Annotated in this window: 20 protein-coding genes; 18 read left to right on the forward strand and 2 right to left on the reverse strand. The window is 69.4% G+C overall.

All coding sequences use genetic code 11. The features are described 5' to 3' along the window. The first annotated feature begins 147 nt into the window (after positions 1-147). Genes EOV43_RS05200 through EOV43_RS05225 form a run of 6 tightly spaced genes read left to right on the forward strand, consistent with a single transcriptional unit; the run spans position 148 to position 5,556 of the window. Positions 148-1,230, forward strand: a complete 1,083-nt coding sequence (locus EOV43_RS05200; RefSeq protein WP_128219987.1) for a class I SAM-dependent methyltransferase — start codon at positions 148-150, stop codon at positions 1,228-1,230. Further along, positions 1,230-2,300, forward strand: a complete 1,071-nt coding sequence (locus tag EOV43_RS05205; protein ID WP_128219988.1) for an ABC transporter ATP-binding protein — start codon at positions 1,230-1,232, stop codon at positions 2,298-2,300. Before EOV43_RS05200 ends, EOV43_RS05205 begins: the two co-directional genes overlap by 1 nt. Then, positions 2,300-3,382, forward strand: a complete 1,083-nt coding sequence (locus tag EOV43_RS05210; RefSeq protein ID WP_128219989.1) for an ABC transporter ATP-binding protein — start codon at positions 2,300-2,302, stop codon at positions 3,380-3,382. Before EOV43_RS05205 ends, EOV43_RS05210 begins: the two co-directional genes overlap by 1 nt. Positions 3,383-3,392: 10 nt before the next feature. Beyond that, positions 3,393-3,686 carry a hypothetical protein gene (locus tag EOV43_RS05215; RefSeq protein WP_128219990.1) on the forward strand — a complete coding sequence of 98 codons (294 nt, stop codon included), beginning with the start codon at positions 3,393-3,395 and terminating at the stop codon, positions 3,684-3,686. A gap of 5 nt (positions 3,687-3,691) precedes the next feature. Further along, positions 3,692-4,621 (forward strand): ABC transporter permease, encoded by a 930-nt coding sequence (locus EOV43_RS05220; protein ID WP_128219991.1) that lies wholly within the window; start codon positions 3,692-3,694, stop codon positions 4,619-4,621. After that, positions 4,621-5,556 carry an ABC transporter permease gene (locus EOV43_RS05225; RefSeq protein WP_128219992.1) on the forward strand — a complete coding sequence of 312 codons (936 nt, stop codon included), beginning with the start codon at positions 4,621-4,623 and terminating at the stop codon, positions 5,554-5,556. The genes EOV43_RS05220 and EOV43_RS05225 overlap by 1 nt, the downstream gene beginning before the upstream one ends. 86 nt (positions 5,557-5,642) lie before the next feature. Here the strand turns inward: EOV43_RS05225 and EOV43_RS05230 are convergent, their stop codons facing one another. Then, positions 5,643-6,416: an IclR family transcriptional regulator gene (locus EOV43_RS05230; protein ID WP_128219993.1), complete on the reverse strand. Its 774-nt coding sequence runs from the start codon at positions 6,414-6,416 to the stop codon at positions 5,643-5,645. Between the two features lie 187 nt (positions 6,417-6,603). On the opposite strand from EOV43_RS05230, the gene EOV43_RS05235 reads away from it, so the two are divergent. The 12 genes from EOV43_RS05235 (at position 6,604) to holA (ending at position 22,918) form a co-directional block, all read left to right on the forward strand. Beyond that, positions 6,604-8,343, forward strand: coding sequence for a carbon-nitrogen hydrolase family protein (locus tag EOV43_RS05235; RefSeq protein ID WP_128219994.1), 1,740 nt, complete (start codon positions 6,604-6,606; stop codon positions 8,341-8,343). Further along, on the forward strand, positions 8,343-10,490 hold the full coding sequence (locus EOV43_RS05240; RefSeq protein WP_128219995.1) for an FAD-dependent monooxygenase: 2,148 nt from the start codon (positions 8,343-8,345) through the stop codon (positions 10,488-10,490). Before EOV43_RS05235 ends, EOV43_RS05240 begins: the two co-directional genes overlap by 1 nt. Positions 10,491-10,643: 153 nt before the next feature. Continuing rightward, positions 10,644-11,411 (forward strand): maleate cis-trans isomerase family protein, encoded by a 768-nt coding sequence (locus EOV43_RS05245; RefSeq protein WP_128219996.1) that lies wholly within the window; start codon positions 10,644-10,646, stop codon positions 11,409-11,411. A gap of 5 nt (positions 11,412-11,416) precedes the next feature. Next, positions 11,417-11,743 (forward strand): Dabb family protein, encoded by a 327-nt coding sequence (locus tag EOV43_RS05250; RefSeq protein WP_128219997.1) that lies wholly within the window; start codon positions 11,417-11,419, stop codon positions 11,741-11,743. Continuing rightward, the gene (locus tag EOV43_RS05255; RefSeq protein WP_206611398.1) at positions 11,740-12,417 is read left to right on the forward strand and encodes an isochorismatase family protein; all 678 of its coding nucleotides are present in this window, start codon (positions 11,740-11,742) and stop codon (positions 12,415-12,417) included. Before EOV43_RS05250 ends, EOV43_RS05255 begins: the two co-directional genes overlap by 4 nt. After that, positions 12,414-14,207 carry an alpha/beta fold hydrolase gene (locus EOV43_RS05260; protein WP_128219998.1) on the forward strand — a complete coding sequence of 598 codons (1,794 nt, stop codon included), beginning with the start codon at positions 12,414-12,416 and terminating at the stop codon, positions 14,205-14,207. Before EOV43_RS05255 ends, EOV43_RS05260 begins: the two co-directional genes overlap by 4 nt. A 176-nt stretch (positions 14,208-14,383) precedes the next feature. Next, positions 14,384-14,803, forward strand: a complete 420-nt coding sequence (locus EOV43_RS05265) for a DUF4870 domain-containing protein (protein ID WP_128219999.1) — start codon at positions 14,384-14,386, stop codon at positions 14,801-14,803. A 189-nt stretch (positions 14,804-14,992) separates the two neighbouring features. After that, complete coding sequence (gene leuS, locus EOV43_RS05270; protein ID WP_128220000.1) at positions 14,993-17,488, forward strand: leucine--tRNA ligase; 2,496 nt, start codon at positions 14,993-14,995, stop codon at positions 17,486-17,488. Positions 17,489-17,541: 53 nt separating this feature from the next. Then, positions 17,542-18,402, forward strand: a complete 861-nt coding sequence (locus EOV43_RS05275; protein WP_128220001.1) for a DegV family protein — start codon at positions 17,542-17,544, stop codon at positions 18,400-18,402. 78 nt (positions 18,403-18,480) lie between these two features. Further along, positions 18,481-19,494, forward strand: coding sequence for a ComEA family DNA-binding protein (locus tag EOV43_RS05280; protein WP_128220002.1), 1,014 nt, complete (start codon positions 18,481-18,483; stop codon positions 19,492-19,494). Next, positions 19,491-21,842 carry a ComEC/Rec2 family competence protein gene (locus EOV43_RS05285; RefSeq protein WP_128220003.1) on the forward strand — a complete coding sequence of 784 codons (2,352 nt, stop codon included), beginning with the start codon at positions 19,491-19,493 and terminating at the stop codon, positions 21,840-21,842. Before EOV43_RS05280 ends, EOV43_RS05285 begins: the two co-directional genes overlap by 4 nt. 47 nt (positions 21,843-21,889) lie before the next feature. Beyond that, positions 21,890-22,918, forward strand: coding sequence for a DNA polymerase III subunit delta (gene holA / locus EOV43_RS05290; RefSeq protein WP_128220004.1), 1,029 nt, complete (start codon positions 21,890-21,892; stop codon positions 22,916-22,918). Positions 22,919-23,015: 97 nt separating this feature from the next. Here holA and rpsT read toward each other — a convergent pair whose 3' ends face one another. Then, positions 23,016-23,276: a 30S ribosomal protein S20 gene (gene rpsT, locus EOV43_RS05295; protein WP_128220005.1), complete on the reverse strand. Its 261-nt coding sequence runs from the start codon at positions 23,274-23,276 to the stop codon at positions 23,016-23,018. Positions 23,277-23,370: the final 94 nt, after the last annotated feature.

Raw genomic sequence — 23,370 nt, forward strand, 5'->3', positions numbered from 1 at the left:
GCACCTCGGCGTGACCCGCTGCCGGACGAGACCCCGTGTCTCGTCCGGCAGCGGGGCGATCGGGCCTCCACGACGTCATCGGCAGGTGTGTCGTCGTCCCCCTCCACCACCCACCATCCCCCGCTTCCCGATCCGGAAAGGCACATCATGAGCACGGAGACCGTCCAGAGCGACACTCGCGCGCCCGGACAGCTCATCGACCAGCGAGGTCGCGCCGAACTTGAGTTCGTCGTGGCCCTGCGCACCGGCATGACCAGCGCCCTGCGCAGCCAGGTCCGTCGTCGGATCGAGGAGAGCGGAGTCCTGCCGCAGGACACCACCGACATCGTTGCCCTCCGGGCAGCGGTCGACCCGGTCGTCGAGGCCACCGCCGCGCACCGCTTCCAGGCAGCCACGCTGCGCTGGAGCCGCGAGATCCAGACGCCGCGCGGCGTCGAGGCCTTCGACCGTCGTCGTGAGTTCTTCGAGTCCCTGGCGACCCCCGCTGGCCAGGTCGTCGACGTGGCCGGTGACGACGTCCCGCGCTACTGGACGTACGAGTTCCACGCCACCGAGGGTGGCTGGGACGGACACGACCACATGGGCTTCGTCCACCACGAGATGGTGTACCACTACCTGCTGACCAAGATCTACGGCGGCGGAGGTGACATCTTCGCCCTGCGTCGCAAGTTCGCCGACAAGGCGCCGAAGGAGTCCTACTCCTCGATCGTCGATCTGGGTTGCGGCACCGGTCAGTACACCCTGAAGCTGGCCGAGGCCTACCCCGAGGCCACGATCGTCGGCCTCGACCTGTCCGCCTCCGAGGTCAACTACGCCCAGCGTCGCACCGAGGACGCCGACCTGACCGGGCGCGTCGAGTTCCGTCGCGCGGCGGCCGAGAAGACCGGCCTGCCGGACGGCTCCGCCGACCTGGTCACCTCCTACATCCTGCTCCACGAGATGCCCCCGCACGCCATCAAGGCGGTCTTCGCCGAGGCGTTCCGGCTTCTGGAGCCGGGTGGTCACGTCCACTTCGGTGACGTCGGCGCCTACGAGACCCGTTCGGGTTACGACGCCTGGAACGACGACTGGGACGCCGAGCACGGCAACGAGCCGTGGTGGCGCCTGGCCGCGACCACCGACATCGCGGAGATCGCCCGTGAGGTCGGATTCGTCGACGTCGAGCGCTACGAGCTGCTGCCGGGTGGACACCCCATGGGCACCACTGCCCGCAAGCCCGAGGGAGCCTGATGAGCACTACCCCCACCACTGTCGGACTCGAGCCCGCTGCCCCAGCGGTCGAGCTCGACGACGTCACCGTCCGCCTGCCCCGAGCCGGAGGAGACCTGCAGATCCTGCACGGCGTCTCCTTCAAGGTGCCGGCGGGTTCGGTCGTGGCCCTGGCCGGCGAGTCCGGCTCGGGCAAGTCGACCGCTGCACTCTCCCTGATGCGTCTGCTCCCGTGGGGCGCCCGCGTGGGCGGCCGCATCATGGCCGGCGATCGCGATGTCGCGGCCATGGGCAAGGAAGAACTGCGTCGCTTCCGTGCCTCGGAGGCCCGCATCATCCTGCAGGATCCGTGGTCCTCGCTGCACCCGATGAAGTCGGTCGGTGCGCAGATGGTCGAGTCGGCCCGATCTGCCGATCCGTCCCTGAGCAAGGAGCAGGCGCGCTCGCTGGCCGTCGAGATGATGGCCAAGGTCAGGATTCCTGACCCCGAGAGCCGTCTCAAGGCCTACCCGCACGAGATGTCCGGTGGGCAGCTGCAGCGGGTGCTGATCGCGATGGCACTGGTCGCCAAGCCGAAGCTGCTGCTCTGCGACGAGCCGACCACCGCGCTCGACGTCTCCACCCAGGCACAGATCCTGGACCTGCTGCGTGAGCTCAACCGCGAGATGGGTCTCACCATCGTCATCGCGACCCATGACCTCGACGTCATCGCCGGACTGGCCGACCGCCTGGTCGTCATGTACGCCGGGCGCGTCGTCGAGGAGGGCCCGACCAAGCAGGTCATGGCCAACCCGCAGCACCCCTACACCTGGGCGCTCCTGCAGACCGCGCCCAAGCACAACACCGGCCAGCGCATGCGCACCATCGAGGGTCGCCCCCCGGCTCTGGACGCGCTGCCGTCGGGCTGCTCCTTCGCCGCCCGATGCCAGTTCACCACTGACGAGTGCCACGGCACCCGTCCCGAACTGGTCCTCGTCGATGAGTCCGCCGTCCACCGCACCGCCTGCCTCCGGGTCCAGGCCGCGGCCGGCGGCAAGCACCGCGCACCGGTGACCACCACCCCCGTCGAGACCGTGAGCGAGGAGGCCTGATGACCGAGGCCACTACCGTCCGCACGGGCAAGACGCCGGTCGACCCGACCGACGTCGTGCTCGAGCTGGACGACGTCGTCCAGACCTTCAACGTCAAGGGCGGACTGAAGGTGCACGCCGTCAACGGCGTCTCCCTGAAGATCGCTCGTGGCGAGACCATCGGCCTGGTGGGGGAGTCCGGTTCGGGCAAGACCACCGTGGGCCGTGCGGCGCTGCGTCTCTACACCCCGACTTCGGGCACCATCACCTTCGAGGGTGAGGACGTCTCCAGGATCAAGGGCTCCAAGCTGCGCCGCATCCTGCGCAGCCGCTCTTCGATGGTCTTCCAGAACCCCACCACCTGCCTCAACGGCTACATGCGACTGGGCGAGATCCTGCGTGAACCGCTGGACATCCACAAGGTCGGCACTCCGGCGGAGCGCAAGCAGAAGGTCGCTGACATCCTCGACGTCATCGGTCTCGGGGCTGCCTACGCGGATCGCTACCCGCACGAGCTCTCCGGCGGTCAGCGCCAGCGTGTCGGCATCGCCCGCGCGCTGATGCTCGACCCGTCGCTGATCGTGGCCGACGAGCCGACCGCCTCGCTCGACGTCTCGGTCCAGGCGCAGATCGTCAACCTGCTCGAGGACATCCAGGCCGAGCGCGGTCTGTCCTACCTCTTCATCACCCACGACCTGGCTCTGGTGCGGCGCATCAGTCACCGGATCGCGGTCATGTACCTCGGACGCATCGTCGAGCTCGGTACCGCGGAGGACGTCTTCAGCCGTCCCCTGCACCCCTACACGACGTCGCTGGCCTCGATGGAGCTCGAGCCCGAGGACCGCATCATCCCGGAGGGCGAACTGCCCTCGCCGTCCAATCCGCCGAGCGGCTGTGCCTTCCACCAGCGTTGCCCGATCGCCCGTCCGCAGTGCGCCACCGAGCGTCCGGAGCTGCAGGAGACCACCGACGTGGTCTCGGGCCAGCCTCGTTCGTTCGCCTGCCACTTCCCGGGAGAACTTCAGTTGGCAGCAGCCGGAGACCACGGTCAGACCGTGCCTGCGCCGCTCCCCGTCGTCACCTCGGCCCCCTCGGCCATCTAGGAGGAACCCAATGCCTGGACACGCCCAAGACCGCCCGCGCTACATCGACGGTGCCGTCGACGCCGAGACCCTCTACCGGCTCCTCCTCGAGGTGACCAGTGAGCTCTCCGTGACCCGTGACCGTCTCGTCCTGCTCGAGACGGTGCTCGCCGACCACGGTCTGGTGAACGAGGAGAAGCTGGAACTCGTCGCCTTCCGCGACGACGTCGCCGCTCGACTGGACGCCGACCGCAAGCTGCTCGTTCAGCGTCTCGCCGCGGCTGTGCCCCCGGTCGACGCCGAGCCCGTCGTGGACGCTGGGTGACTTTGATGAACATCCTGCGTTTCCTCTTCTGGAAGGCAGTGCTGCTGTTCACCGTGCTCGTCGGTGTCACTGCACTCATGTTCTTCCTCACCCGCGCGACCGGCGACCCGGCCGTGCTCATGTCTCCGCCCGAGGCATCCGAAGACGTCATCGAGGCAACCCGTGTGCGCCTGGGGCTGGACCAGCCCCTCCTGCAGCAGTTCTGGGACGCCCTGATCAACACCTTCACCCTGAACTGGGGCACCTCGTACAGCCTGGGCACGGACGTCGGTGACCTCGTCTTCGAGCGCATCCTCCCCAGCCTCAAGCTCGTCGTCCCGGCCATCGTCCTCGCGGCTGTGCTGGCCGGCGTCATCGGTACCTATGCCGCGCTGCACCAGGCCGACGCCAAGGGCCGCGTCCTGATGGCGATCGCCTTCGTCCTCGACGGCTTGCCGTACTTCCTCGTGGCGCTGCTGCTCGTCCTCGTCTTCGCCATCAACCTCGGCTGGCTGCCGGCCACCGGAGGCTCCGGGGGAGAGGCGCTGGTGATCCCGATCGCGGTGCTCACCGTCCAGGGATTCTCGACGCTGTCGCGTCTGACTCGTGGTCAGCTGATCGACTCGCTGAGCCAGGGGCCGGTCACGATGGCCAAGGCCAAGGGCCTTCCGGCCCGCACTGTCCTGTTCCAGCACGCGGTGCCGCTGGCAGTCCCGCCGCTCATCGCGTTCCTGGGCATCCTGTTCTCCTTCATGATCGGCTCGCTGCTGATCCTGGAGTCGATGCTCAACTACCCGGGTCTGGGCCAGCTCCTGGTCCGCGCGGTGAACCAGCGTGACTTCCCGATCGTCCAGGCCGCCGTCATCGTGATGGCCGTTCTGATCACCGTGGTGAACATCGTGATGGACACGATCGTCCGGGTCCTCGACCCCCGTCTGCGAACGAAGGTCTCGTGATGAGCAACGTGAAGACCCCTGACGTGCCGGACACTCACGTGCCGCCGCGCAAGACCCCCGGCCGGATGAAGGAGATCCTTCGCAAGGCCTGGAAGAACCCGAGCGGTCGCTTCGGGTTCATCCTCCTGGGACTCCTGGTCCTGGTTGCCGTGCTGGCGCCGTGGATCGCCCCGCACGACCCGGTCCGTCAGACCTTGACCTCCAGCAACGAGAAGCCGGTGTGGCTGGGTGGCGAGAACGGCTACCTGCTGGGTGCTGACTCTCTGGGGCGTGACGTCCTGAGCCGTACGATGCACGGTCTGCGCCTCTCGCTGCTGGTCGGCATCGTCGCCGCCACCTGTTCGGCCATCCTGGGTCTCACCCTGGGCATCCTGGCCGGTTGGTACGAGGACACCCTGGGCAAGGTGCTGATGCGTCTGGCCGACATCCAGTTCGCCGTCCCGTTCGTGGCCGTCGGTATCGCGCTGACCGCTGCGCTCGGACCGGGTCTCGCCCCGGTGCTGGTGATCCTCTCGGTCTGGGGCTGGACGACCTACGCCCGCACCATCGCCAACTCGGTCGCGCAGGTCAAGCGTGCTGACTTCGTCACTGCCGCGCGCACCCTGGGAGCCGGCACCCCGCGCATCATGTTCAAGCACGTGGCCCCGAGCGTCCTCGCTCCGGTCGTGGTGCTGTGGTCGACCAGTGCCGGTGTCCTGGTGCTGGCCGAGTCGGGTCTGTCGCTGCTCGGCCTCGGTGTCCAGGCGCCCGGCTTCTCGCTGGGTTCGATGCTCTCCGACGGTCAGGTCGCGCTGCGTCTGTCCTGGTGGGCTGCGCTGGCGCCCGGCGGTGCACTGCTGATGCTGGTCCTGGCCTTCAACATGATCGGTGACGCTCTGCGCGACGCCTTCAACCCGAGCTCGGCCCTCAAGCCGAACAACCCCGAGCTGGTCTGAGTCCTCGGACTCAGGAACGACGAACCGTGCTGACGAGTTCGCTGTCGTGGACCGGCCCCCACCGGGGGCCGGTCCGTGCGGGACGTTCAGCCCAGAGCGGCAGCGATCTCGTCGGCGGCGTCGCGCACCAGGCGGATGATCTCCGCTCGGCGCGTCTCGCCGGTGCGGTAGACGGGGGCCGCGGTTCCGATGGCGGCGATCACGGTCTCTCCGACGCGGATCGCAGCGGCACAACCCCAGATGCCCTCGTCGACCTCCTCGAAGCTCTCGGTCCATCCGCGTTCGGCGACCTCGTTGAGTGCGGTGGGAGTGAGCAGGGCGGCACGGTCGGGCGAGAGTTGACCAACGACACGCTCGACGTAGCGACGGCGTTCCGCGGCGGGCATGGAGGAGAGCAGCACGCGGGACAGCGATCCGGCGTGCAGGTCCATCGCCTGGCCCCGGTCGAACTGCAGACGCACCGGGCGACGCGACTCCACCCGGTCGACGCAGTAGACGGCACCGCCGCCACGGCGAGCGACCAGGACGGTCTCGTCGAACTCGGTGCGGAGCCGCTCCATCACCGGTACCGAGACTTCGGCCAGCGGCCCCTGGGCGGCTTCGGCTGCTCGGGCCAGGCCCACGGCCAGGTCGGTGACGCGGTAGCTCTTGCCGCCGGCGCCGTCGATCAGACCGACCTCGCGCAGGAGCCCGAGGTAGCGGTAGGCCGAGGTGACCGAGAGGTGGAGCTCTCCCGCCAGTTCGGCCACCGTCCAGGTGGGCCGTTCCTCGGTGAAGCACAACAGCATGTGCAGCAGCTTCCGGCTGCTGCTCGCGCCCTGCACACGCGGGGTGTCGGGACGAGTGTCGTCCTGGGTCATGGATCTCCTCCGAGAGGTCCGGGTTCTGGCGGTGGCCTGGTGCTCACCGACGTCCGGAGCTGAGAACAAGTTTTCCACCGATGTGGAGAAGAAGCGCAGCCTGAGCGCCACATTGCGCGAAGTGGTTGCGCACTTTTTCACATCTCATTAATCTGTTGCCACATCATAAAAGGAGCATTTCCACATCATGGAAACCAAGGTCTTGAATTCCCGAGAGAACCGCAGCGCCACCAGCGTGCGCGTGGGCACTGCCCAGTTCTTCTCCGGGACGGACGTGGCGGCCAACGCCGAGCTCGTCGCCGACTACCTCCGCGTCGCTGCGGAGAACGGCGTGCAGTTGGTGGTCTTCCCCGAGAACTCCAACCGGGTCCGCGACTACGCCGACCGCGACGAGTGCTGGGAGAAGAGCGAGCGCCTCGACGGTGCGTTCGTCACCCGTGTGCGTGAAGCGTGCAAGGAGCACGGTGTCCACGCCGTCGTCGGTGTCGACGTGTCCGAGGACGTCAAGCCGATCGTGCGCATCGCCTCGATCCTGATCGGTCCTGACGGCGAGATCATCCACGTCCACCACAAGACGGTCTTCTGGGACTACGAGTACACGCTGTTCACCGCCGGTGAGAAGCCGCTCGAGGTCGTCGACACCGCGCTGGGCAAGATCGGTCTGCTCATGTGCGCCGACGGCATCGTCCCCGACGTGCCGCGCGTCCTGGGCACCCTCGGCGCCCAGATCTTCTGCAACTCCCTGAACTCCCGTGGTCCCGACGAGGTCCGCGTCCACGTGCCGCTGCGCACCCTGGAGAACCACGTCTGGCACATCTCCTCCAACACCGTCGGCGGTCCCGCCGACGCGTGGCCCTGGATGGGGGGCTCCCAGATCGTGCACCCGCGCGGCGAGGTCCTCGTCGGCGCCGGCGAGGAGTCCGAGGGCATGGTCTGGGCCGACATCGAGGTCGCCGTCGCCGACGACAAGGACGTCCCCGGTTTCGCCGACGTCATGAAGTGGCGCCGCACCGACCTGTACGCCGACCTGATGACCCCGCACGCCGACCTCCCGGTCGCCGTGATGCTCGGCCCGGTCGACCCGGAGATGCCGGCCAAGCCGCTCGACGTCGTCACCCTGCAGGTCTCCTGGTTCCACAACCAGGACTACACCGTCACCCGCGCCGTCGCGCAGATCGCCTACGCCGCCAAGCAGGGTGCGAAGTTCGGCGTCCTGCCCGAGCTGTTCTGCTTCAAGCCCGGCGAGGTCGCAGCCGACCCCGCCAAGGCAGCTGCCTACTCCGAGGGCGTGCTGGAGACGATCAAGGCCGCGTGCGCCGAGCACTCCTTCTGGACCGTGGTGAACCTGGTCGAGAAGTCCGAGGCCGGTTTCCACTCCACCGCCTACCTGGTGGACGAGAACGGCGTCGTGCGCCACACCTACCGCAAGACCCACCTCGACGCGAACGACGCCTGGGCCGTCGCCGGTGACGAGATCGGTGTCGCCGACGTCGAGATCGGCCGCATCGGCATCATGCTCGGTACTGAGGTCTGGCTCCCCGAGGTGGCGCGCCTGCTCACCCTGCGCGGCGCCGAGCTCATCGCGCACCCCACCAACTGGGACCGCCGTGAGGCAGCCGAGTGTGCCGCTGTCGAGCGCACCGAGGAGAACCGGGTGCACCTGCTCTCGGTCAACCGCCTCGACTCGCCCGTCGCGATCGGTTCGCAGATCGTGCGTTCCGACCCGTTCGTCCCGGGCCAGCCGGTCGCGCTCATGCGCTACCCGTCTGCCCAGTGGACCCGCCCCGGTTTCGAGGAGCAGCTGTTCCAGCGCCTCGACCTGCGCGAGTCCCACAACAAGATGATGGGCTTCCACCTTGACCCGGTGGGCTCCCGTCAGCCGAACCTGTACGGCCCGCTCCTGCAGGCTGCCACCGGAGGACAGTGATGACTGAGACCGACATCCCCACCCTGCTCGCGATGCGGGACAACCCGCCGTTCGAGAAGATGCACACCGTCGCCATCTCCGGCATGGGCCCGGTCGGCATGGTTGCCGCCCTGCGCCTGGCCCAGATGGGTCACGACGTCATCGTCTTCGAGGCGCTCGGCGGGCTCTCGGCGGAGGCGCGTGCCTCGACGTTCCACCCGTCCTCGCTGGAGCTGCTCGAGCAGCTCGGCGTCGTCGACGAACTGCACGCCGTCGGTCTCAAGGCTCCGATCTACCAGTACCGCGAGCGTTCCGGCGCGGTGCTGTCGCAGATGGACATGACGCTGCTGGCAGGGGAGACCAAGTACCCCTACCGCCTGCAGAGCGAGCAGAACAACCTCACCGAGATCATCCTGCGCAAGCTGCAGGAGATGCCGAACGTGACGCTGCGCTTCAACTCGCCCGTCGCCCGCGTCGAGCGCGGCGACCGTCACGTCCGGATCCACCTCGAGGGTGGTCACCGCGACGAGCCGATCCTGGCCCAGTGGATGATCGCCGCCGACGGTGCCGCCTCGCCGACCCGCAAGTCGCTCGGCATCGCCTTCGAGGGCACGACGTACGACGACCGCTTCCTGGTCATCTCCACCACGCACGAGTTCCGTGAGGACCTCGGCGAGGACCTGGCCTACGTCTCGTACATCTACGACCCCACCGAGTGGGGCGTCCTGCTCCGCACGCCCAACCACTGGCGTGCGCTCTTCCCGGTCACCGACGCAGAGACCGACGAAGAGGTCATGTCGGCCGAGAACATGGAGGCGCGCATGCAGCGCCTCAACCCCAAGGACACGCCGTACGAGATCGTCCACCGCAACGTCTACGCGGTGAACATGCGATCGGCCTCCACGTACGCCTCGGGCCAGATCCTGCTGGCCGGCGACGCCGCGCACTGCAACAACCCGCTCGGCGGCATGGGCATGAACTCCGGCATCCACGACGCATGGGCCGCGGTCGAGGTGATCAACGCCGTCCTCACCGAGGGAGTCGACGCCACGCACGCCGCCTCGCTCTACTCCGAGCTGCGTCGTGACGCTGCGATCAACCACGTCCAGGCGCGTGCGCAGAAGAACTACGACAACATGCGTCAGGACGACGACGGCGCCCGCGCGGAGCAGGCCGACCAGCTCTCCGCGCTGGACCGCGACCTGTTCGAGAAGCGCGAGCACCAGCGCAACTCGGCCATGTTCACCTCGCTGCGTCTCACCCTGGGTCGCCTCAAGCGGGAGCTGCACGCCGTCAAGGCGCCGAACTTGTCCGGTGGCCAGAAGCTCTCGCAGCTCCTGGGCCAGGGCCCGGTCTACGCGGCCGGTGCCTACGACGCGGTCTCGGCGAAGCTGGTCGAGAACTCCGGTTTCAAGGCCGTCTACGTCCCCGGGTCCGCGGTGTCGGCCTCGGTGATGGGTCAGCCCGACCTGGGGTACATCGGCCTGGCCGAGATGGCCGAGGCCGTGCGTCGCATCACCTCGGCGACCACCCTCCCGGTGATCGTCGACGGTGACACCGGCTACGGCGGCGTCCTGCAGGCCGGCGAAGCCGTGCGTCGCCTCGAGCAGGTCGGCGCGGCTGCGGTGCAGTTCGAGGACCAGCTGGCCCCGAAGCGCTGCGGTCACCTGGCCGGCAAGGAGCTCGTCGAGCTCGACGAGATGGTCGCGAAGATCAAGATCGCCGTCGCCGAGCGCACCTCCGCGGTGATCATCGCTCGCACCGACGCCAAGGGCGTCGACGGTTTCGACGCCGTCCTGGAGCGTGCCGCCGCGTACGCCGAGGCCGGTGCCGACCTCGTCTTCGCCGAGGGCGTCTACTCCGCCGAGGAGCTCACCGCACTGCGCGACGCCGCCCAGGGTCGCCCGCTGATGGTGAATCTCTCCGAGGCCGGTGACAGCTCCGCGCTGCCGCCGATCGAGCTCGCCCACGAGGCCGGCGTCGGTCTGCTGATCCACCCGGTCTCGGCGGTCCTCGCCGCGGCCGAGTCGATCGCGGCCACCTACCAGCGTCTGCTCGCCACCGGTACGTCCGGCAAGGGCCAGGAGGACTGGAAGGCATTCACCACCGTGCTGGGCCAGGACGAGCAGCTGGAGCGGGCCGCGCAGCTCGCCCAGGGCCAGGCCTGACACAGACCCGAGGGCGACGGACGCCGGCCCACGCCGGCGTCCGTCTCCCCAGCAGCAGCACCCAGCACGACCCCAGACCACGCGGCCCGGCCCCGAGAGCCGGTTCGCGTCATGCAGAACCACCCAGGCAACACAGAGTGTGAGGAGCACGCCATGCCCGTCGGTACCGGTGCCGTCATCACCCCGCAGGACAAGAAGGGCAAGAAGTTCGCCCTGGTCCTGCCGTCCACCAACACGTCGGTGGAGCGCGAGCTCCACGACCTCCGTCCGCAGGACTGCTCCTGGCACACCGGACGCATCATGATCGAGGCCCCCGCCCTCGACTCCGCGGACGCCTTCGGCGCCTTCCGCGAGGGCCTCAACGCCTCCATGCCGTCGGCTCTCGAGATCGTCATGACCTGCGACCCCGACTACATCGTCATGGGCATGTCGGCCGAGACCTTCTGGGGCGGCGTCGCCGGCAACGCCGAGTTCGAGCAGCGCGTGCGCGACCTCACCGGTCGCGAGGTCACCACCGGTGCGACCGCCGCCGGCGAGGCCCTCAAGGCCTTCGGCGCCAAGAAGATCGGCATCATCACCCCCTACCAGCCCGTCGGTGACGAGCAGGTCGTGGCCTACTTCACCGAGCTCGGCTTCGAGGTCGCCGGCATCACCGGTCTCTGCTCGGAGTCCGCGACCTCGATCGCGACCGAGTCCCCGGAGAAGCTGCGCGAGGCGTTCCTCTCCGTCAACGGCGACGACGTCGACGCACTGATCCAGTGCGGCACCAACCTCGAGTGTGCCGCCACCGCGGCTGAGCTCGAGAAGGAGATCGGCAAGCCGGTCATCGCCATCAACATCGCCACCGCCTGGCACGCCTTCCGCGTCAACGGCATCGACGACAAGATCTCCGGCTACGGCCGCCTCCTCGAGGAGCACTGAGCACCATGGCTTTCAACCACGTGGGTCACCTGACCCTTGCTGCTGACGTCACCGACGAGCAGGTCGCCGGCATCGTCGACGGTCTCGTCGCCCTGTACGGCCAGATCGACGGTCTCCTCTCGGCCCAGGTCGTGCGCGACGCCGGCCTCACCGAGGGCAACGCGAACGTGCGTTTCCACATGCGCTTCGACACCCAGGCGTCGTGGGAGGCGTACCGCACGCACCCCGCGCACGTCGCCGTGGTGAAGAACCACATCGGTCCGGTCCTCGGCTCGAAGGCGTTCGTCCAGTACGACGACGCCGCCGTGGTCTCGTCCGGAGACCTTGCGTGACCAGCACCGAACAGTCCGGCGCCGCGCCGCTGCGTGGATCCTCGCTCGCCGAGGACTACGCAGCGGCCGGTTTCGGCGGCGGCCTCCAGCTGGGCGCCCGCCCTGCCCTGGTCCTGATCGACCCCGCTCGCGCCTACGTCGACCCCGAGTCGTCGCTGTACGCGGGCGTCGAGGCTTCCCAGGCCGGGATGATCGAGCTGCGTGAGGCGGCCCGTGCCGCAGGCATCCCGGTGTTCCTCACCCGGGTCCTCTACGACAACGCATCCGGCACCCTGGGTGGTCTCTTCTTCCAGAAGGTTCCTGCCCTGGCTGCGTTCGTCGAGGGCAACCCGATGGGCGAGTGGGCCCAAGGGCTCGAGCCCGGCGACGACGAGACGGTCGTGACCAAGCACTACCCGAGCGCGTTCGCAGGCACTTCGTTCGCGGCGGCCCTCAACGCGCTGCGGGTGGACACCCTGCTGATCGGTGGTTGGTCGACCAGCGGCTGCGTGCGCGCCACCGCCCTCGACGCTCTCCAGTCCGGTTTCGTGCCGGTGGTGGTGCGTGAGGCCGTCGGTGACCGCCACGTCGACCCGCACGAGTCGAACCTCCGTGACATCGCGGCCAAGATCGGCGAAGTCCGGTCCATGGCCCAGGTCAAGGAGTACCTGTCCGAGGTGGCAGGACAGGCATGAGCACCGGTCCTCACCAGGACGCACAGCATGTCGGCCACGGCGAGGGGGACGCACCCCGGACCGTGGCCGACGGCGTTCGTGCCGCCTTCGACGCCCTCGACGTTCCTGACCATGCCCACGACGACGCCTGGGTGACCCGGGGCCGTCCGACGGGGACGGCCGGTCCGGCGATCTTCCTCGTCCACCCCACCACCCACCGCAGCGACACCGACTGGTTCGGTGACCCTGAAGACGCCGGCGTGCGCAGTGCGGTGGAGGAGGTGGTCACAGCACAGGCAGCCGCGTTCCCCGGCGAGCTCTGGGCTCCGCACTACCGGGCCGCCTCCACCCGGGCCTTCGCCGAGCGTGACGCGGGCGGGGAGGAGGCCTACGACCTCGCGCATCGTGACGTGGCGGCTGCCTTCACCCAGTTCCTCGCCGACGAGTCACGTGCCCCCGGGCCGCGGGGACCGTTGGTGCTGGTGGGCCACAGCCAGGGTGCTCGACACGTGCGTCAACTGCTGCTCGACCACGTCGAGCACCCCGGCATCGCCGAACGTCTCGTCGCGGCCTACGCGATCGGCATCGACCTCGAGGTGGACGACCCTGTCGTGGCGTTGACGCCCCTCGCCGCGGGCGTCGACGACGTGGGAGTGCTGGTCGCCTACCAGGCAGGCGTCGCGGACGCGCCCGCTGCCTCCGTCCTGCGTGGTCTCTGCGTCGCCCCCACGGCGCTCGGCTCGCCGGAAGGCGTCTCCCGTGACGGTGGTGTGCTGCTGCTCTCCCCGGAACGGGTGGGGGAGTGGCACACGACCGCACTGTCGGACGGTCGCCTGCACCATGCCGAGGTGCAGGTGCTGGCCGACGTGCTCCGTGCCGATGTCGCCCGGCGCACGCACGCGTGGCACACGGCCCGCCGCGACGGCTCCCCCCACGCCGTCGCCCCAGCCGCCCCCACCGAGGTGGAGCGCTGGCCCGGCGTCGTGGGACGCCTCGTCGGAGTGCAGCGTGCTGACGGTGCCCGCCTGGGGTACGCGCACGTCGTCGACCTCCCGTCCGCCGCGCGCGCCGCCGACGACGCGACGCCCCTCGTCCTGCTGCACAAACTGGGTGGCTGGGTCGCGGAGTGGCGCGAGGTCGCCACTGCACTCGCCCACGGACGCCGTGTCGTCGTCCTGGACCTTCCCGGACACGGCGGCTCCACCCGTGAGGGGAACGCCCCGTGGGTGCACTGGCCCGACGTCTCCGCGGCCGAGGTCCTCGACGTCCTCGATCAGCTCGGCCTCGATCGGTTCCACCTCATGGGGTGCTCGATGGGTGGCGTGGTCGGGATGCACGTCGCTGCTGCGCATCCTGACCGGGTGGTCTCGTTGACGGTGGTGGCGACCTCGGCCACTCCGGCGTTGAGCGCCCGCCGTACGCGCGAGATCGACGACATGGTCCGACCCGGTTTCGGTCCCGGTTGGATGCCGCGGCCCGGACAGAACGCGCGGGCCGGAACATCCGACCCGCGCATCGCCGAGGACCAGAACGCTTCCCGTGCCCGCGGTGGGCGCTGGGTCCGGGCCAGCGAGCGCGGTGTCGGTCTGGCTGGCGTGGAGCAGTTGTTGTCGCGGATCACCGTGCCGGTGCTCTCGCTCAACGGTGAGAACGCCGGATATCGGAGCTACGACGCTCGGGTTGCCGAACTGCTCGCCGACGTCACGTTCGAGGTCGTGCCTGACGCCGGGTCCTTCGTGCACCAGGAACGCCCCGCCGACGTGGTCGCGGCCTGGGAGCGGTTCGTCGCCGACGTCGCCGCACGGGACTGACGTGTGCGGTTCTCGGGGTTCTCCTCAGGGGAACCCCGAGAACCCGACCAGTGGTTCCCCGGGGCCACCCCGCGTCGTGGGCCGCAGCCCTTGAACCCCGCTGCGGCTCGGGGTTTCACTGGACCAGCAGGCACCCGTTCCGGTGGCTGCGTCCCCCCAGCTCTCGGAGGAATCCCATGTCCCACGTGACCCCCCACGACCCCATCGGCGCCGATCGCTTCGGCGACCACCGCCGGGGGCACGGCGCCCTCAGCCCCTCGGAGGAACGCACCTGGGGAGCGCTGGCCCATGTCGTGCCCGGTGTGGCCTTCGTCCTGAGCGCCGGCACACTCGGGTTCGTCGCCTCGATCGTCATCCACCTCGTGTACAAGGACCGCGGCCCGTTCGTCCGGCTGCACACGGCCAACTCGCTCAACGTCCAGCTCACCTTCCTGGTGCTGATGGTGGTGGCACTGCCGCTGATGCTGATCCTGGTGGGCTTCGCGATCGCGGCCTTCGCCTACGCGTTGGTGCTGTGGGTGCACTGCGTCGGAGCGCTCAGGGCGTGGAGCGGTGAGCCGTACCGTCCCCACTTCACCATCCCCTTCGTGCGATGAGCACCAGCCGGTTCGCGCCTGCGCCCCCGCGTCGTGCGTGCCGGTGGTGCGCGGGGCTAGGATGACCCGCGTGCAGAACACGTCCCGATCTCTTCGGGAAGCCCGGTCTCACCGCCGGGCGGAGCCCCTCGCGACGAGGGGTTTTTCCATGTGGGGCACGGACGAGAACGCGAGAGGAACGCAGGAGCGATGAGCGAAGCGAACGGCCAGACCCAGCACGACGACGAGGTCACCTACGACGTCGAGGCGATCCAGGCCAAGTGGCTCCCCGTCTGGGAGCAGCTCGACACCTTCCGCGCCGACGACAACTCGTCGCGCGAGAAGAAGTACGCCCTGACGATGTTCCCCTACCCCTCCGGTGACCTCCACATGGGTCACGCCGAGGTCATGGCGCTGCACGACGTGAAGTCGCGCTTCTGGCGGATGAAGGGCTACGAGGTCCTCAACCCCATGGGTTGGGACTCCTTCGGCCTGCCCGCCGAGAACGCCGCGATCAAGAACGACGAGCACCCGGCGAAGTACACCTACGGCAACATCGAGACCCAGTACCAGTCGTTCAAGCGCTACGGCACCTCCTTCGACTGGTCGCGTCGCTTCAACACCTCCGACCCGGAGTACTACAAGTGGACGCAGTGGCTGTTCACCCAGATGCACGCCAAGGGTCTGGCCTACCGCAAGAACTCCCCGGTCAACTGGTGCCCCAACGACCAGACCGTGCTCGCCAACGAGCAGGTCGTCGACGGTGCCTGTGAGCGTTGCGGCGCCGAGGTCACCAAGCGCGAGCTGACCCAGTGGTACTTCCGCACCACCGCCTACGCCCAGGAGCTCCTGGACTCCCTCGACGACCTGGCCCCCACCTGGCCGTCCAAGGTCGTCAATGCCCAGCGCAACTGGATCGGTCGCTCCGAGGGCGCCCACGTCACCTTCGACGTCACCCTCGACTCCGGCGAGACCGAGAAGGTCACCGTCTTCACCACCCGCCCCGACACCCTGTGGGGCGCGAGCTTCATGGTCGTCGCCGCCGACGCCGAGCTGGCCAACACCCTGGTCTCCGCCGCACAGAAGCAGGCGCTGGAGGACTACCTCGTCGAGGTCCGCAAGGCCTCCGACATCGACCGTCTCGCCACCGACCGCCCCAAGAGCGGCGTCGACCTCGGTGTGACGGCCACCAACCCGGTCACCGGCGAGCAGATCCCGGTCTGGGCCTCCGACTACGTCCTGGCCGACTACGGCACCGGCGCGATCATGGCCGTCCCGGCCCACGACCAGCGCGACCTCGACTTCGCCAAGGCGTTCGACCTCCCGGTGCGTCGTGTCATCGACACCGGCGAGGAGAACCCCGAGGAGACCTTCGTCGCCACCACCGGCAACGGCGTCTACGTCAACTCCGGTCCGCTCGACGGCCTGGAGGACAAGGGCACCGGCATCCGCAAGGCGATCGAGATCCTCGAGGCCGACGAGCGTGGCACCGGTACCGTCAACTTCCGTCTGCGCGACTGGCTGCTGAGCCGTCAGCGCTACTGGGGTGCCCCGATCCCGATCGTGCACTGCCCCGTCGACGGTGAGGTCGCCGTGCCCGCCGAGCAGCTCCCGGTGCTGCTCCCCGACCTCAAGGGCGCCGACCTCAAGCCCAAGGGCACCTCGCCCCTGGGTGGCGTGGCCGAGTGGGTCAACACCACCTGCCCCACCTGTGGTGGTCCCGCCGAGCGCGACACCGACACCATGGACACCTTCGTGGACTCGTCCTGGTACTTCTTCCGCTACATCTCCCCGCAGGACGACACCCAGGCCTTCGACTCCGAGCTCGCCAACGCGTGGGGCCCGGTCGACCTGTACGTCGGTGGCGACGAGCACGCGGTGCTGCACCTGCTGTACTCCCGCTTCTTCACCAAGGCCATGCGCGACATGGGGCTGGTCACCTGGGACGAGCCGTTCTCGGCGTACCTGTCCCAGGGCAAGGTCCTCAACCAGGGCCGCAAGATGAGCAAGTCGCTCGGCAACGGCGTCAACCTGGGCGACCAGCTCGACCAGTTCGGTGTCGACGCCGTCCGCCTGACCCTCGTCTTCGCCTCCCCGCCGGAGGACAACATCGACTGGGCCGACGTCTCGCCGGCCTCGTCGCTGAAGTTCCTGCAGCGCGCCTGGCGTCTCTCCGGCGACGTCACCTCGGCGGCCGGCACCCCGGCCGAGGGCGGCGACGTGACTCTGCGCCGGGTCACCCACAAGACGATCGCCGACGCCGAGCAGCTGATCGAGAACCACCGCTACAACGTGGTCATCGCCCGCACCATGGAGCTGGTCAACGCCACCCGCAAGGCGATCGACTCCGGCTGTGGTGCGGCCGACCCGGCCGTGCGTGAGGCGGTCGAGACCGTCGCGACGCTGCTCTCCCTGATCGCCCCGTACACCGCGGAGGAGATGTGGGAGCGTCTCGGTCACGCTCCCGGCATCGCCGCCGTCGCCTGGCCGACCGTCGAGGAGGCCCTCCTGGTCGAGGACACGGTCACGGCCGTGGTCCAGATCAAGGGCAAGGTCAAGGCTCGTCTCGACGTCGCTCCGGACATCTCCGAGGCCGACCTCGAGGCCGCAGCGATGGCTGACGCAGGCGTGCAGCGTGCCCTGGAAGGTCTGACGGTCCGCAAGGTCATCGTCAAGGCTCCCAAGCTCGTCAACATCGTCGTCTGACTTGCTCCGGACAACCGCCCGCCGTGCCGCTCCCACCCACTAGGGTCTCCGCCATGGGAGCGCGCACGGTCGTCGTCACCGACTCCACCGCCTGCCTGCCGGCCGACCTGGCCGAGCAGCGCGGGATCGTGGTCGTGCCCTTGCAGGTCGTGATCGACGACGTCGGCCACGACGAGGGCACTGACGAGGTCAGCCCCACCGCGGTTGCGGCGGCGCTGAAGGGCGGCTCCCGGGTCACCACCTCGCGGGTGACCCCGGAGACGTTGACGCAGCTCTACCGCCGTCTGGCCGCAGAGGGTGCCGAGGCCATCGTCTCGGTGCACATCTCGGGCATGGTGAGTGGCACCTACGACTCCGCCGTCGTGGCGGGCCGCAACTCGCCGATCCCGGTGCACACCGTGGACACCCGGCAGGTCTCGGCCAACACCGGCTACGCAGCGTTGGCTGCCTCCGACGTGCTCGCCGCTGGCGGGACTGCGTTGGAGGCGGCCCGTGCCGCCCGTCGCCGGGCCGCGTTGAGCCATTCCTACTTCTACGTCGACACCCTGGAGTACCTGCGCCGTGGTGGCCGGGTGAACGCCGCCTCGGCCTTCCTCGGTGGAGCGCTCGCGGTCAAGCCGTTGCTGACCCTGCGCGAGGGCAAGGTGACCTCGTTGGAGAAGGTGCGCACCGCCGGCAAGGCGTTGGCGCGCCTGGAGGAACTCATCGTCACCGCTGCCGGTGAGCAGCAGGTGGAGCTCTGCATCGCCCACCTCGACAGCCCCGAGCGTGCCGAGAAGTTGGCGGAACGCCTCCGCGAACGCCTCGCCGACAACCTCGGAGACCGCGAGGTCCGGGTCGCCGAGGTCGGTGGCGTCGTGGGTGCCCACGTGGGCCCCGGCATGGTGGCGGGAGCGCTCGCGCCGGTTCTCTGAACCGTCTGCACCTGAGTTCTCCACAGGTAGGACGGCGACGCCGGCGCGACAGCCGTCCTTTTCCCTACCGTCGTGCCCATGCGCACCCGACGACCTGCTCTGGACCACACCGAGGCCGTGGCGAGACGGCTGGCAGCGCTGAGCGCCGAACTCGAGGCCGAGCGGGCGGCTGCATCCGCACTTCACGGTGCCGACGGCGGAGCCGCTGAAGGCAACGCAGCCGACGAGCAGGAAGTGGAACGAACGCTCGAGCGTGCTGTCGTGCGGATCCCTGAGGCTCCGCAGGAACTGTTCAGCGGATCCGAAGGATCGTCCTCGTCCGACCGGGGAGAGGTGCCTCCAGGCGCCGTGCCGGGACGCCACGCCGCCCGCCGCCGTGCCCGGGAGGAGACAGGGGACGAGACCGGGGCCGGGGGCTGGGGGCCAGGACAGGTGGGCGTCGTACTCGGGGGTGTCGTCCTCGCGCTGGCGGTGACCTGCCTGTGGTTGCTCTTCGGGACCGCCCAGGACGAGGTGACCCCGGTGGCAGCACGCAGCGAGGCGGCGCCAGCGACGTCCAGCACTCCCGCCCCCGTGTCCGCCTCCGTGTCCGCCTCCGGATCCGCCTCCCCGACGGAGCAGGGGGCGAAGGGCCCCGGCGACGGGGTGGTCGAGGTGGTGGTCGACGTCGCCGGGAAGGTGAAACGGCCTGGGCTCGCCGTCCTTCCGGCCGGTTCCCGGGTGGCCGACGCGGTGGAGCGTGCCGGGGGAGCGCAGAAGGGCGTGGACCTCACCGGACTCAACCTCGCGCGGGTCCTCGTCGACGGGGAGCAGATCCTGGTCGGGGTGGATCCCGATCCGAGTGCCCAGACGGCGACGCAGCCCAGTGGGGGACCGGGGGCCGGGGCGAAGGGCGGGAGCGGCCCGGTGAGCCTCAACGCTGCGGACGAGGCGCTGCTCGACACCCTGCCCGGCGTCGGCCCGGTGACGGCGGCGGCGATCATCGCGTGGCGCACCGAGCACGGTGGCTTCAGCGACGTGCGTGAACTCCTGGAGGTCAAGGGGATCGGCGAGGCCACCCTCGCGGACCTCCTGCCGCACGTGACCCTGTGACCTCCCGTCGCGAGATCACCGTCGTCGACCTCGCCCCCGACGTCCCGGCAGGCGTACCCCGTGAGGTGCACGACCTCCGGCTGCCGGTGGCCGCGTCGGGGCTCTGGGTGGGAGCGCTCGCCGGTCTGGCCGGGGGCGGCTGGGCGTTCGCGACAGTGGGTGGGGCTGTCGTCCTCACGGTGGTGGCGCGGCTGTACCGCCGCCCTACCTGCCATGTGGGAGTGCAGGTGCTGGTGGTGGCCGTGACCCTCGTGCTGGGAGTGCTGCTCGGACTGGGCCGGGCCACCGTGGCCGATCACCGGGTCGTCGCGGAACTGGCTCATGCCGGTAGACCGGTCACCCTGCACGGTCAGGTCGCCTCCGACCCGCGCTCGGTCGCGTCCGGTGTCGGGGACCAGGTCTCGGTCCGGATGAACGTCGAGACAGTGGAGACGACGAGTGCGGTCTTCGCCGTCGACGACCAGGTGCTGCTGCTGGCGTCGTCGTGGCCCGCGGACGCAGTGCTGGGGGCACGGGTGAGCCTCACCGCATCGCCCCTTCCCGATCAACGAGGACAACGCACTGCGTGGAGGGTGAGAGGCGCGCCTGAAGTGACGGAGCAGCCAGACGTGTGGTGGCGAGGTGCTGCTGCGGTGCGCGCCTCACTGCGCGCCGTCGTGGCGGAGCGTCCCGAGGACCAGCGCGCGTTGGTGCCCTCTCTCGTGGTCGGGGACGACGCGGGCGTGGGGGAGGAACTCGCCGCTGACTTCCGCACCACCGGACTCACCCATCTGCTGGCTGTCTCGGGGACCAACCTGACGTTGCTGCTGGGACTCGCGCTCTGGGTGGCGCAGCGGTGCGGGGTGCGCGGACGGTGGCGCTGGCTGGTGGGTGCGGCCTGCATCGCCGGGTTCGTGCTGGTGGCCCGCAGCGAACCGAGCGTCGTCCGGGCAGCCACGATGGGTACCGTCGCACTGTTCGCGTTGGAACGTCACGCCACCGGCCGAGGGTTGCGCTGTCTGGCGTTGGCCGTCCTGGCCGTTCTCGTCGTCGACCCGTGGATGGCGCGTTCGGTGGGGTTGGCTCTCTCGGTGCTCGCCACCGCAGGCATTCTGCTCCTGACACCTGGGTGGGCCACGGCAGCGGAACGGTGGATGCCACGGTGGGTGGCACTGGCCCTGGCGGTGCCACTGGCGGCGCAGGTCGCCTGCACCCCGGTCGTGGTGGCGCTGCAGGGCGAGGTGAGCCTGGTGGGGGTCTTCGCGAACATCGCCGCAGCACCGGCGGTCGCACCGGCCACGATCCTGGGCCTGGTCGCTGGCCTGGTGGGTCTGGTCTCGGTGACGGTGGGGAGCCGGATCGCGTTGCCGGCGAGCTGGGCGGTGGGATGGATCGCAGTGGTGGCCCACCGCGGTGCGGACCTGACCATGCCTGGGGTGCCGTGGGGGAGCGGGGCGCTGGCTCTCGGCCTGCTGACGCTGCTGGTCGTGCTGTCGCTGCCGGTGGTGCCGTGGGTGCTGGCGCGACCGATGGTCTGCGTCCCGGTGACGCTGCTGCTCGTCGTCGTGATCCTGCGTGGTGTCCCGACGCCGGGATGGCCACCGCGCGGCTGGGTGATGGTGGCCTGCGACGTGGGGCAGGGAGACGCCCTGGTGCTGCGGGCAGGGGACGGTGCTGCGGTGGTCGTCGACGCAGGACCCGAGCCTCGTGCGGTGGAACGGTGCCTGGACCGGTTGGGTGTCGAAGAGGTGCCGTTGGCGGTACTGACCCACTTCCATGCCGACCACGTCGACGGGTTGGAGGGAGTGCTGGCAGGCCGTCGGGTGGGGAAGGTGGAGACGACCCCGGTCCGCGAACCGGGTGATCGCAGCGCCGAGGTGGAGGCGGTCGCGGCCCGTGCCGGGGTGGCCGTGGTTCCGGCGGTGGCCGGCACCGTGAGCGAGGTGGGAGAGGTGCGGATCGAGCGGATCTGGCCTGTGTGCACGCTCGGAGAACCCTGCCCTGACGCGGTCGACAACGACTCCAGTGTGGTGCTGCTGGCCACTGTCGCCGGGGTGGAGATCCTGCTGACCGGTGACGTCGAGCCTCCGGCGCAACGTCACCTGCGGCGGATCCTGTCCGGACGGCAGGTGGACGTCCTCAAGGTGCCGCACCACGGCAGCCGGCACCAGGACGACGCCTTCCTGGAAGCCGTCGCGCCACGGGTGGCGGTGGTCAGCTCCGGTGCCGACAACACCTACGGACACCCGAACCCCGACCTCGTCGCGGGCCTGGAAGCACGTGGGGCCCAGGTGCTGCGCACCGACGAGGGCGGGGACGTGGCGTTGACCGTGCGTGACGGTCGACTCGGACAGGTGTCGCGGAGGTGATTGCGGTGACCGTGGGTGTCGGCGTCCTGTGGCAGGCTTGCAACACCATGGCTGCAGCTCCCAAGAACTCCGTCCCGACCGGCGTCCAGAACGTCAGCGCCCAGCAGGTTCTCGGCCGGATCACACTGGTGACCGGCAAGGAGGAGTTCCTCAACGAACGGGCCGTCACTTCGGTGCGTCGGGCGGTCATGGCCTTCGATTCCGAGGCCGAGTTCTCCGAGGCACTGGCCTCGACGCTGACCGCGTCGTCGTTGGAGGAGATGTCGGCCCCGTCGTTGTTCTCCTCCACCCGGTGCGCAGTGGTGCGTGGTCTCGAGGACCTGCCCGACGACCTCTACGACCGCGTCCTGGCCTACGCCGCCGCGCCGGTCGAGGACGTCGCGCTGGTGCTGATGCACGGTGGCGGCTCCAAGGGCAGCGGTCTGCTGAACAAGCTGCGCAAGGCCGCGACGGTGACGGAGGTCAAGGCTGCCGAGGTGAAGTACGCCTCCGGCTTCCAGGAGTTCGCCCGCAGCGAGTTCGCCGCCCTGGGCGCCCGCGTGGCTCCGGAGGCCGCTGAGTTCCTGGTCGCCGCCGTCGGACAGGACCTGCGTTCCCTGGCGGCCGCGGCCCACCAGCTGGTCAGTGACTTCCCCGGGGAGTCGATCGGCATGGACGTCGTCAAGCGCTACTTCGGTGGCCGCGCCGAGGCGAAGTCGTTCGCGGTGGCCGACGCCGTCATGGTCGGCAACACCGACGCCGCCATCGAGGAGCTGCGCTGGGCTCTCGACGGCGGCACCCCGGGCGTCCTGGTGACCTCCGCGCTGGCCGGTGCGGTCCGGGCGGTGGCGAAGTTCCTCGGCACCAGTTCGCGCGGTGCACGTGAGGCCGACCTGGCCCGTGACCTCGGCGTCCCGCCGTGGAAGGTGAAGTCGATCCGTTCCCAGGCCCGCGGCTGGGACGACGTGCAGATCTCGGCTGCACTGCGTGCCGTCGCCGCGGCCGACGCCGACATCAAGGGGGCCGGATACGACGCCCACTACACGTTGGAACGTCTCGTGCTGACCCTCACCGAACTGCGCCGCGGCAGTCGCTGAGTCCCGCCTGTCCCGGCCGCTCCTGCGGGGTCGAGAAATAACGAAGGCGCCGCACTCCGTGAGGAGTACGGCGCCTTCAGCGCTCAGGAGAGCTGGCTCAGAGAGCAGCAGCCTTCTTGAAGATGGCCGACTTGCGGTTCGCGGCCTGGTTCTTGTGGATGACGCCCTTCGAGGCAGCCTTGTCCAGCTTCTTGCCGGCCTCGCGAGCAGCAGCGAGAGCAGCGTCCTTGTCGCCAGCCTCGGCGGCAACGCGGAACTTGCGGACGGCGGTCTTGAGACCGGACTTGACGGCCTTGTTGCGCTCCTGGGCCTTGATGGCCTGCTTGTTGCGCTTGATCTGCGACTTGATGTTCGCCATGAGAGTTACCTCTTCATCTGGAAGGTGAGTGCCCGCGGTTGCGGACATTGCCAGCGGGGTTCACAGCGGTTCGAACGAGTCCGATCCGCAATGA

This window comes from Nocardioides yefusunii, assembly GCF_004014875.1.
In the GTDB taxonomy this organism is placed as follows: Bacteria; Actinomycetota; Actinomycetes; order Propionibacteriales; family Nocardioidaceae; genus Nocardioides; species Nocardioides yefusunii.

What these genes read in the sequence shown, in the direction of transcription:
- EOV43_RS05200 (WP_128219987.1), top strand. Translation starts at nt 148, where the DNA reads ATGAGCACGGAGACCGTCCAGAGCGACACTCGCGCGCCCGGACAGCTC.
- EOV43_RS05205 (WP_128219988.1), top strand. Translation starts at nt 1,230, where the DNA reads ATGAGCACTACCCCCACCACTGTCGGACTCGAGCCCGCTGCCCCAGCG.
- EOV43_RS05210 (WP_128219989.1), top strand. Translation starts at nt 2,300, where the DNA reads ATGACCGAGGCCACTACCGTCCGCACGGGCAAGACGCCGGTCGACCCG.
- EOV43_RS05215 (WP_128219990.1), top strand. Translation starts at nt 3,393, where the DNA reads ATGCCTGGACACGCCCAAGACCGCCCGCGCTACATCGACGGTGCCGTC.
- EOV43_RS05220 (WP_128219991.1), top strand. Translation starts at nt 3,692, where the DNA reads ATGAACATCCTGCGTTTCCTCTTCTGGAAGGCAGTGCTGCTGTTCACC.
- EOV43_RS05225 (WP_128219992.1), top strand. Translation starts at nt 4,621, where the DNA reads ATGAGCAACGTGAAGACCCCTGACGTGCCGGACACTCACGTGCCGCCG.
- EOV43_RS05230 (WP_128219993.1), bottom strand. Translation starts at nt 6,416, where the DNA reads ATGACCCAGGACGACACTCGTCCCGACACCCCGCGTGTGCAGGGCGCG.
- EOV43_RS05235 (WP_128219994.1), top strand. Translation starts at nt 6,604, where the DNA reads ATGGAAACCAAGGTCTTGAATTCCCGAGAGAACCGCAGCGCCACCAGC.
- EOV43_RS05240 (WP_128219995.1), top strand. Translation starts at nt 8,343, where the DNA reads ATGACTGAGACCGACATCCCCACCCTGCTCGCGATGCGGGACAACCCG.
- EOV43_RS05245 (WP_128219996.1), top strand. Translation starts at nt 10,644, where the DNA reads ATGCCCGTCGGTACCGGTGCCGTCATCACCCCGCAGGACAAGAAGGGC.
- EOV43_RS05250 (WP_128219997.1), top strand. Translation starts at nt 11,417, where the DNA reads ATGGCTTTCAACCACGTGGGTCACCTGACCCTTGCTGCTGACGTCACC.
- EOV43_RS05260 (WP_128219998.1), top strand. Translation starts at nt 12,414, where the DNA reads ATGAGCACCGGTCCTCACCAGGACGCACAGCATGTCGGCCACGGCGAG.
- EOV43_RS05265 (WP_128219999.1), top strand. Translation starts at nt 14,384, where the DNA reads ATGTCCCACGTGACCCCCCACGACCCCATCGGCGCCGATCGCTTCGGC.
- leuS (WP_128220000.1), top strand. Translation starts at nt 14,993, where the DNA reads ATGAGCGAAGCGAACGGCCAGACCCAGCACGACGACGAGGTCACCTAC.
- EOV43_RS05275 (WP_128220001.1), top strand. Translation starts at nt 17,542, where the DNA reads ATGGGAGCGCGCACGGTCGTCGTCACCGACTCCACCGCCTGCCTGCCG.
- EOV43_RS05280 (WP_128220002.1), top strand. Translation starts at nt 18,481, where the DNA reads ATGCGCACCCGACGACCTGCTCTGGACCACACCGAGGCCGTGGCGAGA.
- holA (WP_128220004.1), top strand. Translation starts at nt 21,890, where the DNA reads ATGGCTGCAGCTCCCAAGAACTCCGTCCCGACCGGCGTCCAGAACGTC.
- rpsT (WP_128220005.1), bottom strand. Translation starts at nt 23,276, where the DNA reads ATGGCGAACATCAAGTCGCAGATCAAGCGCAACAAGCAGGCCATCAAG.